Genomic DNA, 16162 nt, shown 5'->3' on the forward strand with positions numbered 1-16162 from the left:
AAGAAGAGCCAGCGGACAAATAACCGCTGGCTAGAACGTTATTCACCCGTAGGGTGATTTTGTTCATGTAAGAAATTATTTGCTGCGCATGATTACTAGTCCTTCTATTTCTCGCTGAAACGCACCGTCCTTTAAAGGAGGCGTAGCCGTTTACGGTACAGGCTTTAAGGGGATTGGCCATGGAAGTTCTAGTGATGACAAGCTCTAACACGTGACATTAAGCCGCATCCGCGGTGCCGGACCTCCAGGTGTGTCGATGATGCCCGTGGCAACGAAGCCGGCAGCTTCATAAAAGCTTATCGCTTGCGTGTTGGCTGTTACTTCTATACGCAGCCCGCGCTGTGCAATGTCTTGAATAAGAGCGCCCGCGACGCCTTGACGCATGCAGGCAGGATCTGTGAACAAGTCCTCGAGTTCAAGGAAATCGCCCTCGGGAAATGCCGATGCAAAGCCGACGACCCGCCCGTCCATCACAGCGACTCGTGTGAACGGCAGCATGCTGTTGTCCCACACGAGCCATTCAGGGTGAGCAGCGGCGAGGTTGCGGTCACTCTCAACGGTCAATGACGCAGAGCGGAAGATTTCGCGGAGCGTATCTGTGTCGTCACGGACTGCGCTCCGGATGATTAGGTAAGGGGAGAATAATGCTTCTCTTTTATCCAAGGCCAAGCCACCTTTTTTGATATTCTACTATAGCCAGTATGACTATAACATAAGCAGATATGAAATTGTCTTAAGGAGATGGATGTATTATGGGCAGGCATCAGCCTATAGAATACCCAATTGTTCGTAAAAATGGACAAAAAAAGACCGCTTACATAATAAGCGGTTACAGTTCACAATGTATTGGAACCGTGCAGTGTTTGGATAGGAGTGGAGAGAAACCATACTGTACTTTTATTATATGTATACGGTTACATTCTGTCAACCCCTTTATCAAACTTAAATAATACCGCTTTCAATATTCGACTTCCCGCTGAATCTAAAAGTCTATTAATGTCATCCTGTTAGAATGTATGCTATACTGGGTTAAGTATGTTTATAGATTTCTTCCAAGTATAGGGAGCCATATGCCTATCTGAACAGTATTAGAAATTTGTAAAGATGCGAATTTCTTTCTGTATTTACATACAGTATGCCTTAATTAACGGCTGGTTGAATATACATAGGAAGTATTTCATTTATTCGTACAAATTTGTAGCAATGCCGCAACTTTTTCTTACCTGACCGGTATAAGTAGGTACGGACCGGACGGGATTAATCGTGCAAGGGCGAGGAGGGCCGAACTCACCATGACGGATTCCCAGTTGATCCAGCTTATCAAGCAAGGAGATACAGAATTATACTCGGAATTGATGCGACGTTACCAGCGGAAGATATTGGCTTTCGTGTATCATATGCTTAAGAATTCCCATATGGAGCTGATTGCCGAAGACCTCTGTTCTGAGACCTTCTACAAGGCTTTCCGGAGTCTTCATTCGTTCCGTGAAGTGGATGCTTCTTTTTCTACTTGGCTGTACACTATTGCCCGTAATACGGTGCTAAGTGAGCTGCGCAAGAACCGTGCCGGAAATGTATCGCTTGAAGAGAGCGGTTATACTCCTGTGGCACCGCTTGACGTTGCCCCGGAACAGGCGGCATTACGTAAAGAACGGATGAATCTGGTCCGTGAAGCGATTAACAATCTCCCGGAGAAGCAGCGTTCTGCGCTCATTCTGCGTGAATACGATCAGATGGATTATCAGGAAATTGCAGTGATTCTGGATCAGAGTGTCAGCTCCGTGAAATCACTATTGTTCCGCGCCAGGAGCAGTGTGAAGCTCCAGCTCGAATCCTATTTCTATGAGCCTGAATTTGATGAGCAGGCTGAGAGGGTGTAAGGCCAATGAATTGCAGGGAAGCGCAGGATTCCATTCCGCTCTTGTGGGACGCTCCCCCCACGGATCCCAGACGGATTAGACTGGAGAAACATATCGCGACTTGTTCCTATTGCAGTGCCGAATGGGCGTTGTGGCAGGAGACAAGTGAGCTTATGCAGGACTCAAGATTTGAAGTCAGTGATGAACGCGCAGAAGCGATTAACCTTAAGGTTATGGAGCGGATCTATCTGGAAAGTCCCTGGCTTATGCCCGGGGACGGTAAATCTGCGGGCAGCTCGGCTGTTTTCCGCCGCAGGCTGAGCCTGTGGATTGCCTGTTTTCTGGCAGTGTTTATCTCCAGCTTTTTATATTTCACCATGTTCAAAACACCCTCGAATACTACTGCGGCCCAGAGCGGGATTGTAGAAACAGGTGTGGCAGGACTGACATTGGATTGGTCATCTTCTTATCCGGTCGAGTCAGAAGGCGGTATTATTGAACCGCTTGTAGCCAATATGGGCCCCTCCCACCCGCAATACTGGATGGTGTTGTCGACGCTTGGCGTCGGGTTGTCTATATTCCTGCTGGTGCGCCTGAACCGTTACCGCAGACAATGAAAGCCCCTTTACTTAAATAGTGAAGAGGGCTTTTTCGTATCCGGATATGAGCTTCAAGTGAGGAATAGACCTGTAATTTTGTTAAAAAAGAAGACATTTGTTTTCATTCGTGTTACATTATTAAGCAAACATAAATGAAAGGGAAAGGTGATAGGCAATGCTGATCGGCTTAATACGCCACGGGCTGACGGATTGGAACGCGGAAGGTAAGATTCAGGGACAAAGTGACATTCCGCTTAACGACGAAGGCCGCAGGCAGGCTGAGATGCTGGGTGACCGGCTTCTGCAGGAGCCCTACCACTGGGACTACTGCATTACGAGCAGTCTTTCCCGCGCAGCTGAGACAGGAAAGATAGTTGCCGCTAAGCTGGGAATTCCTTTACTGGAACCTGATCATCGTATCCGCGAGCGTGCTTATGGCCAGGTAGAAGGCATGACGGCTGCAGCCCGCGAAGCTAAATGGGGCAAGGATTGGAATCAGTTAACACTGGGGCAGGAGAGCGATGCGGCGCTTCAGGTCCGCGGGCTTGCTTTTCTTGAGGATATCTCGGCCCGTTATCCGGATCAGAATGTACTGGTCATCTCCCATGGAGGGTTTCTTGCACAGCTGTATACCGCGCTATACAAAGACAAGTATTCGGAACGGCTCGGCAACCTCTCCCTGACGATTTTGGAGAAAAACGAGCAGGAATGGAATCCGTTATTGTACAACTGTACCCGTCATATCTTGCAGAATCAGCGTTAACCCGACCCTTCGGGTTATTTTTTTTGCGTAATAAGGAATAAAAAGGGCTATATTTCCCATAATGGTAGTAAAACGGTGAGGCGATAAAAGATGAATCTGGCGGATATGCTCACTTACGCAGACATTGGTCAGCTTACCGCCATTGCGGGACGCTATGAATGTGAGTGCAAACGGAATTCCAAACATGATTTGATTCAGAGTATTCTCATTACCTTGGGCAGCCGTGAGTTTATGGAGTCTCATATCCGGGGATGTACCCCGGAGGAACTACGGTTCCTGAACACTTTGCTATTTGATGAGCGCAGCCATTTCAGTCTGGAAGATCTTCTTGCTGCCGCAAGGCAGGCATGTTTTGACACACCCTCCGGTAAAAGCGGCAGCTACCGCGATATGGTCAGCAGGTTCAAAAACGGCGGCTGGCTCTTTACCGGTGCATCGCAGCAGAGCAGGTATCTGTTTCAGGTCCCGCTGGATCTGAAGAACCGCTTCCGCGACAGGATGGGGGAGCACCTGAAGGAAGGGATTACTCCCAGTCCTGAACCGGCTATGTACCGGGGCGAGGGTGATCTGCTGGCGGGCGATCTGCTGCTCTTCCTGCGCTATGTGAAGGATAACGAGCCTGAACTTGGCCAGGAGGGGGCGCTGTATAAACGCAATCAGCAGGGAGTGATGAATGCCTTGCAAATTGCTGAGCCCCTGCTGGGCAAAGGCGGGTGGAGATTCGGCTACGGCAGGGCCTGTGAGCATTATCCGCCGAGATTTGCCCTGCTGTATGATTATGCCCGCCACCGCCGCTGGATCTCGGAGGAGGGCTACCGTCTGAAGCTCACAGCCTCAGGGGAGCAATTCCTGGAGGAAGGGAAATCGGAAAAGCTGATGCAGTTATTCTCCTTTTGGTTAAGACTGTATAAAGGAGCAATTCCAAACCTGCCGTCGCTAGTCTATTGGATCAGTCTTAGTGCAGGAAGATGGGTTACAGTGGCTTCGTTATCCGAAGGGCTGGGCTGGCTGATTAAGCCATTCTATTATGATGACGCCGGCGCCATACTCGAACAGCGTATTCTGCGGATGATGCTGCATCTGGGTATGATCAGACTCGGTGAAGGTGCCGAAGGACCGGTGGTCATGATGACGCCTTGGGGAAGTGAAGCGGCCGTACCGAAGCTGCTGCTCAAGTAAGGGGGAGAGAGATGCGGATAGCTTATGGGAGTTACATACCGCAGCTTGATGAATCAGTCTATGTGGCGGAAGGCGCTAAGCTCGTTGGCGATGTAAGGATGGGGAAACAATCCAGTATCTGGTTCAATGCCGTGCTTAGAGGAGATTTGGCTCCGGTGATAATCGGAGAGCGCTGCAATATTCAAGATGGTACGGTGGGTCATGTGGCTGAGGGATTACCGCTGATTCTGGGTGATGATATATCGGTCGGCCATTCCGCGATTATCCACGGCTGCCGGATAGGCAAAGGCACATTAATCGGAATGGGAGCAATTGTATTGAACGGAGCAGAGATTGGTGAATATGCTTTAATAGGAGCCGGCTCCATTGTAACCGAAAACAAAATCATTCCGCCGTACACGCTCTCCTTAGGCACCCCGGCCAAAGTGATCCGTGAATTGACCGAACAGGATCTGCTGAGGATGGCACGCACCAGTGAAAGCTATGTGAAGAAGGCATTGGAATACGGAAACTCTTAAACAGCGGAGGTGTATCGAATGGACAAAATGAAGGCTACTTATGAAGTGATGCTGGGGCTTGCTGCAGAAATGGTTTGGGATGAAGCGTTAAGAAAGCGTCGTACCGACATCTTGTACCGGAAGATTGACACGGCGCTGGCTGCCGGAGATGAGGCGGCTTTCCGGAATCTGACTGAAGAACTGAAAAGTTTGGCATAAGGAAATGCGCCTGGCGCATTTCTTTTTTTACATTTATGATGTTCTAAATGCTGCATGAGCGGCAAGAAGGGGGCCAGCCGATGAAATTCAGTGATTTTGACCGTGAGACTTGGGAAGCAGACGGACAGTTCTATGATACCTGTGTCATTCCGTATACAGGACTTCAAGGGACGGAGACACCTCCCGAGACTGTTGCAGCGCTGGAGCGTCAGCGTGATTTCCTCGATTTAATCGAGAAGCCTTTTCAAGGGCGTGTAGTGACGTATCCGGCGGTACAGTATGCAGGAGCAGAAAGTATAGCTTTACTTAATGCCCTTTGCCAAAAAGTCAAATCCATTGGTTTCCAGTATGTCATCGTGTCATCCGCGAATGAAGTGCTGTTAACAGAAGAGGTTTATGAAAGCGATTTACTCCTTTGCCAGCCTGAAATGAAGAGGAATTCCGATACTCCGGTGAGCTCCCGTATACGGGATGAAATCCAGAGATTATGGTTAAATGGAAAATGAGTTAAATGTGACGAAAAATCAACAATTATTCTGAAATCAGCCACAAATGCCTGTCACAATTTAGACAATATTCTTGACGGGTTTTGGAGCCTAAGCTATGATTAGGGTGAACTTATATGTCATGTGATTTTTTTCATTGAAAACGAATTAATTACCAGAATTGTCTTTGAACGGACTCTGCAGGTGCCTTCTCAAATTTTGAAAAGGGGGTTACACACAGTATGAGCAGCCTTAATGAAGAACAGGAACCGCTTCCGCAAGAACAGCCCCAACGGAAGGATATATCACGTAGACAGTTTTTGGCTTATACACTAGGCGGTGCCACCGCTTTTATGGGAGCCGGAGCCATTCTGCCGATGATTCGTTTTGCCGTAGACCCGATATTACATAAAAAAGGCGAAGGAGACTTTATCAAGGTAGCGGAAACGTCCAAGATTACCGATGTGCCCCAGGAGTTCACCTTTGAACTGCCGCAGCAGGACGGATGGTATGCCAGTACAGCAATGCTGACGGCGTGGATCCGTAAAGACGAGAGCGGACAAATTTATGCGCTTTCACCGGTCTGCAAGCACCTTGGCTGTACGGTAGGCTGGAACAATGATAAGGCTTTTCCGGATGAATACCACTGTCCTTGCCACGGAGCGCGTTATACGAAACTGGGCAAGAATCTGGCAGTAGCCCCGAAGCCGCTTGACCAGTACACCACCAAGATTGACGGCGGCTGGGTGTATCTGGGCGACATCGTTCCAAATACTGAAGCTAAGAAGGAGGCGTGAATCCAATGTTTAAAAATGTCTATAACTGGATTGACGAACGTCTGGATATTACGCCGATCTGGAGAGATGTTGCCGACCACGAGGTTCCCGAGCATGTCAATCCGGCCCATCACTTCTCAGCCTTTGTCTATTGCTTCGGCGGACTTACTTTTTTCATAACGGTCATTCAGATTCTGTCAGGCATGTTTCTGACGATGTATTATGTACCCGATATCATAAATGCCTATGCCAGTGTGGAGTACCTTCAGACCAAAGTCGCCTTCGGCCAGATTGTCCGGGGGATGCATCACTGGGGAGCGAGTCTGGTCATTGTCATGATGTTCCTTCATACGATGCGTGTGTTCTTCACCGGCTCCTATAAGGCTCCGCGCGAGATGAACTGGGTGGTCGGGATGCTGATCTTCTTCGTTATGCTGGGGCTGGGGTTAACCGGCTACCTGCTGCCTTGGGATAACAAGGCGTACTTTGCAACCAAGGTTACCCTTGAGATCGCGAACTCTGTTCCGGTTATGGGGCCGGTGCTGAAGGAACTGATGCAGGGCGGTACGATTGTTGGCGCCGAGACGCTGACCCGCTTCTTCGCCCTCCATGTATTCTTCCTCCCGGCGGTCCTGCTTATACTGCTTGTCGGACACTTTATTATGATCCGCAGACAAGGAATTTCCGGCCCATTGTAATTGAGGCTCACCAAAACTTAAGAGTATGCTTCCGAAGCGGGTTTTGTACGAAGCGGTTCGAGAAGCAGAGACTCACAAAACTTTTAGGAGGAACGGTCATGGCGCATAAAGACGACTCCAAAGAGAAGGTGGTATTCGTAGGGGATTCCCGGGTCCGCAGGGGCAACGGGTTCATTACTCCGCCTGACTATTCGGCCTATCCGGGCAAGTCTGAAGCTTTTATACCTAACTTTCTGCTTAAGGAATGGATGGTTGGCGTAGTGGTGCTGGTGGGTATTCTGGTTCTGACGATATCGGAGCCGGCTCCGCTCGGATTTCCCGCAAATGCCACAGCAGCGGTAATTCCTATCCCGGACTGGTACTTTCTGTTTCTCTATCAGTATCTCAAGCTGCCCTATGCATCGGGAGATTATATCGTGCTGGGAACGCTTGGCGTAACCGGTGTGGCGTTTGGATCACTGCTCCTGGCCCCTTTTCTGGATACGGGCCGTGAGCGCCGGTTCTACCGCAGACCGATTGCTTCCTCCCTTATGTTCCTGTCCCTGGCGGCCATTGTGTACTTGACCAATACCGCCTGGACGGAATACAAGCACGAAATGGCGGAGACGGGACAGATTCCGGAGGATGTGCAGCGTGAGGAGAAAGCGGCCGAGAACAGGGCGGCTGGCTTGCCTACCACAACTGTCGTTCAAACGAAGGACATTGCCATTGTGGACAAGGATGATCCGGCTATGGCACTCTATAAGCAAGCCAGCTGTATATCCTGCCACGCGGTAGATATGAAGGGTACCGGAGGGCCGCCTTCCCTGCGCGGGGTCGGGGATAAGCATGATAAGGCAGCGATTCTTACTATTATTAAAGAAGGCAAAGGACAAATGCCTCCGATGTACGAGACCGCGATGGGAGCGGGGCTGTCCGAGCAGGATATTGATGATCTGGCCGGCTGGCTTGCCAAACAAAAAAGCGAACAGTAAAATAAAATTAACGCAAACCTGATCGTGCATGCGGTCAGGTTTTTGCTTTTTTTTGAATTGAAGCTGCTACAGTCGGGAGGAAGTTGTCTATATGCCGGTTCATTGGTTTGACAGATTATTCAGGGACAGAAGGATCATCTGGCTGTTGTTCATAGTGAATCTTCTGGGTACGGTTTACGGATACATGTGGTATGGCAATCAGCTGGCGTTTACGGCTGAGAATTATCCTGTCTGGCTCTTGCCTTTTGTTCCGGACAGTCCTACGGCCAGCCTGTTCTTTACAATTGCATTATTGCTGCTGCTCTACCCGCCGAAGGGGCTTGCGGGAACCATGGTTCGTCAGCTGATCGAGGCGCTGGCCGTAGTCACATCGGTGAAATACGGTATCTGGGCGGTCAGCATGATTGTTGCCGGCGGTTATCAGGGCGATACGGTCAACTGGAAAGACTGGATGCTGATGATTTCCCATACCGGGATGGCTATTGAAGCACTGATCTATGCCCGCTTCTTCTCCTTCCGCAGAATGCTGCCCGTTGCGCTGTTATGGACTTTCGCGAATGATATGGTGGATTATTCTGAAGGCGTATTTCCGTGGCTGCCATCAGTGCTGGATGATGATGTCAGTGCCGTACAGTATTTCACCATGGGTCTTACCTTGTTCAGCACAGCTGCCGCGTGGTTATTCGGCGGCAGGACAAGGCGTCCTGTACTTCCGGGCAAACCTGCTGAGAGGCACTGACAGGCTGTTCTAACTCTTGTCCTTCCGCCATACATTAAGGTGGGAGGGATGTCTCATGCCGCGCAGGAGAAGGTTCATACTGTCAGGGATTGTGTTGTGCTGGCTGCTGGCTGGCATGAATGGAGGTAGGGTTCTGGCCGGAGCGGAAGCAGCAGAGGCTGGTGCCAATTCTGGAACTGAAGCATACATAGAGGCAACAGGATTCACCGTCAGTGATCCCGCTGCCCTCACCGGCAGAAGCGGGGCGCAGCGGCTGGAGCAGGCAGCTGAAGCCCTATATGCTTATGTGCTTGAAGGCGATGTGGTCAAGGCTAGGCAGGAGAGTGAGGAGATCTCGCAGATTTTTATCTCTTCTTCCTTCGAAGGGTTGACATCGGTAGAGGGAATCCATGCGCTCTCTACAGTGATTATGGACATGAAGTCTGCCGTGGCTGCTGTAGAGGCTTCTCCCCAGCGGCGGGAAGCTGCCGCAGCCAGGCTCCGGCTCGCCGCGAACAGTCTGAATCACCCCCGACAGCCCATGTGGCTGCAGTATTACAAGCTGGTCCGCGAGGATCTGAATAATATGGAGCAAGGCGCTGCTGCTAATGATCTGAAGAGCTGGAAGGCCGCTCTGGCGAGACTGCAGAGCCGTTACGATAATATCCGGCCTGCGGTGATCATCTCCCGGCCGCCGGAGGCTGTCAATACGTTCGATTCCTGGATCTCGTATGCCCAGGGGATCGCCACCTCCGCGCAGCCGGTGGAACGGGCCCGGCTGCTGGAGATTGTGTCTTACGGGCAGGATGCAGCCCGGGTCATGTTCGGCAAAGAGCGCGATGAGCCGGCCTTGTCACTGCCGCTCGCCCCGCAGCAGTACGGGGCCTGGGGGCTGCTGGCAGGCGCGTTCATCCTTACGGTGCTGGCCTACGCCGCTTACCGCAAGTACCGGGGCCAGAACGGGGATTGGAAGGCTGTATAGCCGGGAGGGAACTATTCGCTGAAGCTGGTGGACTTCCCCTCAGGCGTATGAATCCTCAATACTCACAAAAGCTCCCTTCCCGCTGAGGCGGATGAAGGGAGCTTTTTAAGTAGAATGTTGCTGACTGAACCTAAGTATCTTAAGTTTATACAGTATAAACCAAATTGTTGTACGTATTACAACTTGGATATGTAAATACAGGGGTATTCAGAAAGATTGTTGTATGGAATACAAGAATTCCACTGCTAAGCCGCTTGGAGGAAGCGGATTGCTGCCTTTTATACAACAATTATGGATTACATCCAAGATCATGAGGAAAATGTTGTACTGTGGGCAGGATTTCATGTTAAAAGCTTCCCCTCAGCTAATCAGGTCTCCCGGAAGCCCTCACCGTGCACATCATGAACGTCGCTGATAATGACGAAGGCCTTAGGGTCAACAGACTTAACCAGCAGGCTGAGCCGGCGGATTTCCTGTCTGGAAACAACGCAGTACACCATGTGTTTGGCCTGTTTGGAATAGGCTCCAATCGCCGGGATCAATGTGACGCCGCGTTCCATCTCTGCGGTAATCAGCTCGGCAATCTGCGGAGCATCATCACTGATGATGGTGAACGCTTTGGCGGCATAAGCCCCCTCTTGAATGAAATCAATGACACGTGAAGCAATAAAGACGGCGACTAGAGTGTACAATATTTTTTCACGGGGGATATAGAGCAGGGAAGCGCCAATAATGATCACATCGACTGCCAGGATAATCTGTCCCATACTCCAGCCGAACTTGCGTCCGAGAATCCGCGCTACAATATCTACCCCGCCGGTGGTGCCGCCGAAACGGAAGACAATCCCCAGTCCCAGCCCCAGTGTTACCCCGGCATATAATGAAGCAAGAATAAAATCATGCTCCGTACTGAACGTTACAATCCAGCCTGCATTAATCATTCGTTCGAACAGCCAGAGGAAAAAGGACAGGGCACCGATACCAACGCCTGTGTAGACGATCTGATTCGCCCCCAGCACCTTCCAGCCAAGCAGGAAGAGCGGCAGATTCAGCAGCAGTGTGGTCAAAAAGATCGGTATGCTAAAGGCGTAGTTGAGCAGGATGGTAATCCCGGTTACTCCGCCTTCCATCAGCTGATTGGGTACAATGAAGTACAGAAGTCCGAAGGCGTAGATTGCAGCTCCCAGCATGATAGGGGCAATGGTTTTGCTGATGGTGCTGAATTTAACTGATGATTTCATATAATCCCTCGCCTATGCCTCTAATGGGCAGTTTATAGGTAGTTATTCTCACGGATACAGCTGCAAATCCACGAAGACTTTCAAAAAAGATTTGTCTTCAAAACGTCTTTACGATAACATAGGGGCAAACAGAAGGCAAGAACATACGGGGGGTGAAACAACAATTTATGGATAAAAGTCTTAGTGACATTCAGCGTGAGGTTGATCAGTATATCTCACAATTTAAAGAAGGCTATTTCAGCCCGTTGTCCATGCTGGCCCGGATGTCCGAGGAAGTCGGAGAGCTGGCCCGCGAGGTAAACCATCAGTTTGGCGAGAAACCGAAAAAAGCGGATGAAGCCGATAATTCGATCGAGCTGGAGCTGGGCGACATTCTCTTTATTACCGTTTGTTTCGCCAATTCACTGGGCATAGACCTTACTGAAGCCCATAACAAGGTTATGCATAAGTTCAATACCCGCGATGCCGGGCGCTGGACGCTCAAAAACACCGATTAGGCCTATACTACATATGCTGTACCAAACGAACGGGATTTAGCCGTGAGGATGGTGAGGATATGAATCATAACGACTATGTAAAAGCGGCATACCGCTCTATTCTGCGCAGTGACTTCGCTGAGGCCATCACTCTGTTCGAAGCGGCCATTGCAGCCAGTCCGGATGATGCTGAGGTAAGGTACCGCTGCTCCATCACTTATGCCCGCAGCGGAATGCTGGAGAAGGCGCTTGAACACGCTGTAGCAGCACGCAAACTGGATGGTTCCAAACCGGAGTATGATCTGCACCTCCAGCATTTGCAGGCGCTGCAGCTCGTGCAGGAAGCGAAACGGCTGCTGGAGGATGAGGCGGCGGTGCCGGTGAATCCATACCATCCGGTTACCTTGCTGAAAGAAGCGGTATCGCTGGACCCCTTATATGGGGATGCTTATGTATGGCTGGCTATCGCACACAGCCGGATGAACGAGCATCTGCAGGCGATAGCTGTACTGAAAGAAGTGATGTCGCTGCACCCGGATGATACCGGTCTGCATCAGCTGATGAAGGATCTGCAGAAATCGCTGCAAAAATATATACAATAATATCAGAGCCAGGGAAAGCGGGGAGGAATTAATTTGAGCGACAAGATCAGGGTTATTGTCTCCGGAGCCGGAGGAAGAATGGGCAAAGAAGTTGTGAAGCTGGTGCTGCAGGATGATGAACTGGAGCTGGCAGCCGCCGACCGCTCTGCGGGCGACAGCGATGCCGGCCGGATGGTTGGCCTTGAGGATAGTGGTGTTCGGGTGACTTCGGACCTGGAGGCAGCTCTTGCAGGAGCTGCTGCAGATGTGCTGGTGGACTTTACCATTCCGCAATCAGCCTACAGCAATACTGCCCTGGCCATCAAATATGGCGTTCGTCCGGTGATCGGGACTACCGGATTTACGCCTGAACAGATCGCCGAGCTGGACAAGCAATGCCAGGATCAGGAGATCGGCGGACTCATTGCACCGAACTTCTCCATCGGAGCCATTCTTCTAATGAAATTCGCGGCCCAGGCTGCCAAATATTTCCCGCACCTGGAGATAATCGAGTATCATGGAGACCAGAAGCTGGATGCGCCATCAGGAACAGCCATTAAGACGGCAGAGATGATCTCTGAGGCACGGCAGGAGCTTCGCCAGGGACACCCGGGGGAAGAAGAAATTATTGAGGGATCGCGCGGCGGTTACTACAACGGGTTCCGGATTCATAGCGTACGTCTTCCCGGCGTTTTTGCCCAGGAGGAAGTGGTGTTCGGCGGGTTTGGACAGTCGCTTAAAATCCGCCATGATTCATACGAGCGTGCCGGGTATATGCCTGGAGTCAAGATGGGAATCCAGAAGGTGATGGGGTATACCGGTTTGATTTACGGATTTGAGCATTTTATAGAATAGACGGGGGAGAGCAACATGTTAAAAATCGCATTTATCGCACATGACCGCAAAAAAGATGAGATGGTGAATTTCGTAACCGCCTATGAGCATGTATTTGAAGGGCATCAGTTATATTCCACCGGAACGACCGGACAACGGATTATGGAAGCAACCAAACTCGTCATTCACCGCTATATGTCCGGCCCGCTGGGCGGAGATCAGCAGATTGGCTCCATGGTGGCGACGGATGAGCTTGATTTGATTATTTTCCTGCGTGATCCGCTTATGGCACAGCCGCATGAACCGGATATCACGGCACTGCTCCGCCTGTGTGATGTATATGGAATCCCGGTGGCTACCAATATTGCGACAGCGGAAATTCTGGTTAAGGCAATCGACCGCGGAGATTTCGGCTGGCGCGAGCTGGTACATAAATACAAACCGGGTGTGGATGAATAATGAAACTCGACATTCTGGTATTCGGCGCTCATGCCGATGATGCGGAGATCGGCATGGCGGGAACCATCGCCAAACATAGTGCTGCCGGCTTCAAAGTGGGGATGTGTGATCTGACACAGGCGGAAATGTCTTCGAACGGAACGGTGGAGCTCCGTAAACTTGAGGCGCAGCAGGCTGCAGACGTGTTGGGGGCTGCGGTGCGTACGAACCTGGGACTTCCTGACCGGGGGCTCTATATGACAGAGCACCATCTGGCGGCAGTGACTGCGGAAATCCGCCGCTATGCCCCTTCCATAGTGTTCGCCCCTTACTGGGAGGACAGGCACCCGGATCATATCGCCTGCAGCAAGCTGGTGGAAGAGGCCGTATTTAACGCCAAGCTGCGTAAGTATATGCCGGACATGCCTTCTATCCCTGAACCGCAATTATATTTCTATTTCATTAACGATCTGGGCCGTACCGATCTGATTGTCGATGTAACGGAACAATATCCGCTCAAAGAGCAGGCGTTGTCCTGCTACCGGTCGCAATTTGGCATACTCCCTGGTGAGGATGCTGTAAAGACTCCTTTAACAGAAGGGTATATCGATCGCGTCCGTTCGAGAGATATGCTGCTCGGACAGCGGAGGCTCATTCCTTATGCAGAAGGGTTCGCCGGCAAGGTGCCGCATACGGTGGATTACTTCGGTGCTGCCGGTAAATAAGGCTCAGATTTGAAAAAGCCTGAAAAACAACTATAATAAATTCATATCATTACTTGAAGTAATAGATTTATGTAAAATGAAGGGGCGGAGCTATGGACCGGCTGAAAATAGGCATCACCTGTTATCCGTCTCTTGGCGGCTCGGGCGTAGTGGCAACTGAACTGGGCAAGCTTTTGGCCGAGAAGGGCCACGAGGTCCACTTTATTACACACAGCATCCCGTTCCGGCTGGGAACGTTTCAAAAAAATATATTTTATCATGAGGTAGAGGTTAACGATTATTATGTGTTCCGTTACCCGCCTTATGATCTGGCGCTGGCGACCAAGATGGCTCAGGTAGCGAAGATGCAGAAGCTGGATCTGTTCCATGTGCATTATGCAGTGCCGCATGCCGTCTGTGCTTTTCTGGCCAAGCAGATCCTGGGCAACGACATTAAAGTGGTTACGACCCTGCACGGCACGGATATTACGGTACTGGGCCAGGATGAATCCCTAAAGGATCTGATCCGCCTGGGCATTAATGAGAGTGATGCGGTGACTGCCGTCTCCCAGGATCTCATCAAGGAAACACGTAAGGCGCTTGATATCACGCGGGAAATTGATCTGACCTATAATTTCGTGGACAAACGGGTGTATTATCCCCGCGATGTAACGGACCTGCGCGGCGACTTCGCTGCTCCGGATGAAAAAATCCTGATGCATATCAGCAACTTCCGTCCGGTTAAAAGGGTAAGTGATGTGGTGGATATATTCGCGAAGGTGAATAAACATCTGCCTTCACGTCTGCTTCTGGTGGGGGAAGGGCCTGATCTGCCGAAGATCCAGGCCAAAATCAGCGAGATGGGCCTGGATGACAAAGTGCGGTTTCTGGGTAAGCAGGATGAAATTGCCCAGGTGATTTCACTGGCTGATCTGCTGCTGCTCCCTTCGGAGAAGGAGAGCTTCGGGCTCGTTGCCCTGGAGGCGATGGCTTGCGGCGTTCCGACCATCGGGTCCCAGACCGGCGGGATTCCAGAGCTGATTCAGCATGGCAAAACCGGATTCCTCGCGCCGGTAGGCGATACTCAGGCTATGGCTGATTATGCGGTTCAACTGCTATCGAACGATGCGATGGCAGAAAGCTTCAGACGCGCCTGTCTGGAACGGGCCTGTCATGATTTCAGCAGAGATATGATTACGAATCAATATGAAGATATATATTACCGCGTGCTTGGACGCAAGGTACTGGGCCTTGATCATATCCGGGGGTAAGGAGCAGGGCATGGAATGGACAATGGCATCATCCGGCATGGCGGAAGCCGCCGGCACCGTCATCACCGGTCTGCTGGCGGGCGGGCATGAAGCTTATTTCGTGGGCGGCTGCCTGCGCGATGAACTGCTGGGCAGACCGGTGCATGACATGGATCTGACCACCTCTGCACTGCCGGAGGAGGTTATGGCCCTATTTCCGCGCTGTGTTCCTACCGGGCTGGCTCATGGCACGGTTACTGTGCTGCAGAATGGTTATAGCTTTGAAGTTACGACGTACCGGACGGAGAGCGGCTATGCCGATCACCGCCGTCCGGAGCACGTCTTTTTTGTGAGCGATGTGAAGGAGGACCTCCGCCGCCGCGATTTCACGATCAACGCCATGTGCTCCGGGCTTAATGGTGTGCTGATTGATCCCTTTGGCGGTGAGCGGGATCTTCAGCTCCGTCGTATCCGCTGTGTGGGCCTGGCGGAGGAACGCTTCGGCGAGGATGCGCTGCGGATGCTGCGCTGCGTGCGCTTCGCCTCCGTGCTGGATTTCGCCATCGCCAAGAATACCTGGCGCGGCCTGATGCGCCAGCGGGATAAGCTGGCGCATATTGCTGTGGAGCGGGTGCGCGCGGAGGTCGAGCGCATCATAGAGGGCCCGCATCCGCAGCGCGGGCTGGCCCTCCTGCTGCGCAGCGGCCTGCTGCCGCGCGGCAAAGCCCCGTTCCCCTGGACCGGCAGTGACCTCGCGGCAGCCGCCGCCCGTACAGCAGGTCTGGGGAACCTGCAGGACGCCCGCCTGCGGTGGGCGCTCCTGCTGCATGCCCTGGGATCGTCCGCCGCTGCGGCGGATGAGCTCCTGCGGGCATGGACGTTCCCGGGG

Annotated in this window: 21 protein-coding genes and 1 pseudogene; 20 read left to right on the forward strand and 2 right to left on the reverse strand. The window is 51.6% G+C overall.

All coding sequences use genetic code 11. From position 1 onward, the window contains the following. Positions 1-204: 204 nt before the first annotated feature. The gene (locus QW71_RS33900) at positions 205-663 is read right to left on the reverse strand and encodes a GNAT family N-acetyltransferase (RefSeq protein WP_039309863.1); all 459 of its coding nucleotides are present in this window, start codon (positions 661-663) and stop codon (positions 205-207) included. 629 nt (positions 664-1292) lie between these two features. Between QW71_RS33900 and QW71_RS33905 the strand changes: the two genes are divergently transcribed. The 13 genes and pseudogenes from QW71_RS33905 (at position 1293) to QW71_RS33960 (ending at position 9749) form a co-directional block, all read left to right on the forward strand. After that, the gene (locus QW71_RS33905) at positions 1293-1880 is read left to right on the forward strand and encodes an RNA polymerase sigma factor (RefSeq protein WP_039309865.1); all 588 of its coding nucleotides are present in this window, start codon (positions 1293-1295) and stop codon (positions 1878-1880) included. 5 nt (positions 1881-1885) lie between these two features. Next, positions 1886-1981: pseudogene (locus tag QW71_RS42325) on the forward strand (anti-sigma factor); the annotation flags it as partial. Between the two features lie 51 nt (positions 1982-2032). Beyond that, positions 2033-2476, forward strand: a complete 444-nt coding sequence (locus QW71_RS33910) for a hypothetical protein (protein ID WP_052416585.1) — start codon at positions 2033-2035, stop codon at positions 2474-2476. Positions 2477-2633: 157 nt separating this feature from the next. Next, the gene (locus QW71_RS33915; RefSeq protein WP_039309870.1) at positions 2634-3221 is read left to right on the forward strand and encodes a histidine phosphatase family protein; all 588 of its coding nucleotides are present in this window, start codon (positions 2634-2636) and stop codon (positions 3219-3221) included. Between the two features lie 90 nt (positions 3222-3311). After that, positions 3312-4400 carry a hypothetical protein gene (locus QW71_RS33920; RefSeq protein WP_039309873.1) on the forward strand — a complete coding sequence of 363 codons (1089 nt, stop codon included), beginning with the start codon at positions 3312-3314 and terminating at the stop codon, positions 4398-4400. Between the two features lie 11 nt (positions 4401-4411). Next, complete coding sequence (locus tag QW71_RS33925; RefSeq protein WP_039309875.1) at positions 4412-4918, forward strand: gamma carbonic anhydrase family protein; 507 nt, start codon at positions 4412-4414, stop codon at positions 4916-4918. Between the two features lie 18 nt (positions 4919-4936). Further along, complete coding sequence (locus QW71_RS33930) at positions 4937-5116, forward strand: IDEAL domain-containing protein (RefSeq protein ID WP_039309877.1); 180 nt, start codon at positions 4937-4939, stop codon at positions 5114-5116. A gap of 80 nt (positions 5117-5196) precedes the next feature. Then, positions 5197-5622 (forward strand): DUF2487 family protein, encoded by a 426-nt coding sequence (locus QW71_RS33935; RefSeq protein ID WP_039309879.1) that lies wholly within the window; start codon positions 5197-5199, stop codon positions 5620-5622. Between the two features lie 221 nt (positions 5623-5843). Further along, positions 5844-6398, forward strand: a complete 555-nt coding sequence (locus QW71_RS33940) for a ubiquinol-cytochrome c reductase iron-sulfur subunit (RefSeq protein ID WP_039309880.1) — start codon at positions 5844-5846, stop codon at positions 6396-6398. Between the two features lie 5 nt (positions 6399-6403). Beyond that, on the forward strand, positions 6404-7075 hold the full coding sequence (gene qcrB / locus QW71_RS33945) for a menaquinol-cytochrome c reductase cytochrome b subunit (protein ID WP_020427667.1): 672 nt from the start codon (positions 6404-6406) through the stop codon (positions 7073-7075). A gap of 98 nt (positions 7076-7173) precedes the next feature. After that, complete coding sequence (locus QW71_RS33950; RefSeq protein ID WP_039309885.1) at positions 7174-8049, forward strand: menaquinol-cytochrome c reductase cytochrome b/c subunit; 876 nt, start codon at positions 7174-7176, stop codon at positions 8047-8049. 91 nt (positions 8050-8140) lie between these two features. Continuing rightward, a complete protein-coding gene (locus QW71_RS33955) occupies positions 8141-8788 on the forward strand; it encodes a DUF1405 domain-containing protein (protein ID WP_047014127.1) in 648 nt (215 codons plus the stop codon). 55 nt (positions 8789-8843) lie between these two features. After that, on the forward strand, positions 8844-9749 hold the full coding sequence (locus QW71_RS33960) for a sporulation protein YpjB (protein ID WP_052770524.1): 906 nt from the start codon (positions 8844-8846) through the stop codon (positions 9747-9749). Between the two features lie 368 nt (positions 9750-10117). Here the strand turns inward: QW71_RS33960 and QW71_RS33965 are convergent, their stop codons facing one another. Further along, positions 10118-10990, reverse strand: a complete 873-nt coding sequence (locus QW71_RS33965) for a YitT family protein (RefSeq protein WP_039309886.1) — start codon at positions 10988-10990, stop codon at positions 10118-10120. A gap of 167 nt (positions 10991-11157) precedes the next feature. On the opposite strand from QW71_RS33965, the gene QW71_RS33970 reads away from it, so the two are divergent. From QW71_RS33970 to QW71_RS34000, 7 genes are all read left to right on the forward strand, one after another. Next, positions 11158-11487: a nucleotide pyrophosphohydrolase gene (locus tag QW71_RS33970; protein WP_039309889.1), complete on the forward strand. Its 330-nt coding sequence runs from the start codon at positions 11158-11160 to the stop codon at positions 11485-11487. Positions 11488-11546: 59 nt separating this feature from the next. After that, positions 11547-12068 (forward strand): tetratricopeptide repeat protein, encoded by a 522-nt coding sequence (locus QW71_RS33975; RefSeq protein ID WP_039309890.1) that lies wholly within the window; start codon positions 11547-11549, stop codon positions 12066-12068. Positions 12069-12101: 33 nt separating this feature from the next. Beyond that, positions 12102-12902 carry a 4-hydroxy-tetrahydrodipicolinate reductase gene (gene dapB, locus QW71_RS33980; RefSeq protein WP_039309893.1) on the forward strand — a complete coding sequence of 267 codons (801 nt, stop codon included), beginning with the start codon at positions 12102-12104 and terminating at the stop codon, positions 12900-12902. 15 nt (positions 12903-12917) lie between these two features. Beyond that, complete coding sequence (gene mgsA, locus QW71_RS33985; protein ID WP_039309895.1) at positions 12918-13340, forward strand: methylglyoxal synthase; 423 nt, start codon at positions 12918-12920, stop codon at positions 13338-13340. Next, on the forward strand, positions 13340-14044 hold the full coding sequence (gene bshB1, locus QW71_RS33990; RefSeq protein ID WP_039309897.1) for a bacillithiol biosynthesis deacetylase BshB1: 705 nt from the start codon (positions 13340-13342) through the stop codon (positions 14042-14044). The genes mgsA and bshB1 overlap by 1 nt, the downstream gene beginning before the upstream one ends. A gap of 92 nt (positions 14045-14136) precedes the next feature. Beyond that, entirely contained in the window at positions 14137-15294 is a 1158-nt protein-coding gene (bshA, locus tag QW71_RS33995; RefSeq protein WP_039309899.1) for an N-acetyl-alpha-D-glucosaminyl L-malate synthase BshA, read from the forward strand. Between the two features lie 10 nt (positions 15295-15304). Continuing rightward, positions 15305-16162 (forward strand): CCA tRNA nucleotidyltransferase (locus QW71_RS34000; RefSeq protein WP_039309901.1); only part of this gene is annotated, 858 nt, incomplete at its 3' end.

Source organism: Paenibacillus sp. IHB B 3415 (assembly GCF_000802655.2).
GTDB lineage: Bacteria > Bacillota > Bacilli > Paenibacillales > Paenibacillaceae > Paenibacillus_AQ > Paenibacillus_AQ phytohabitans.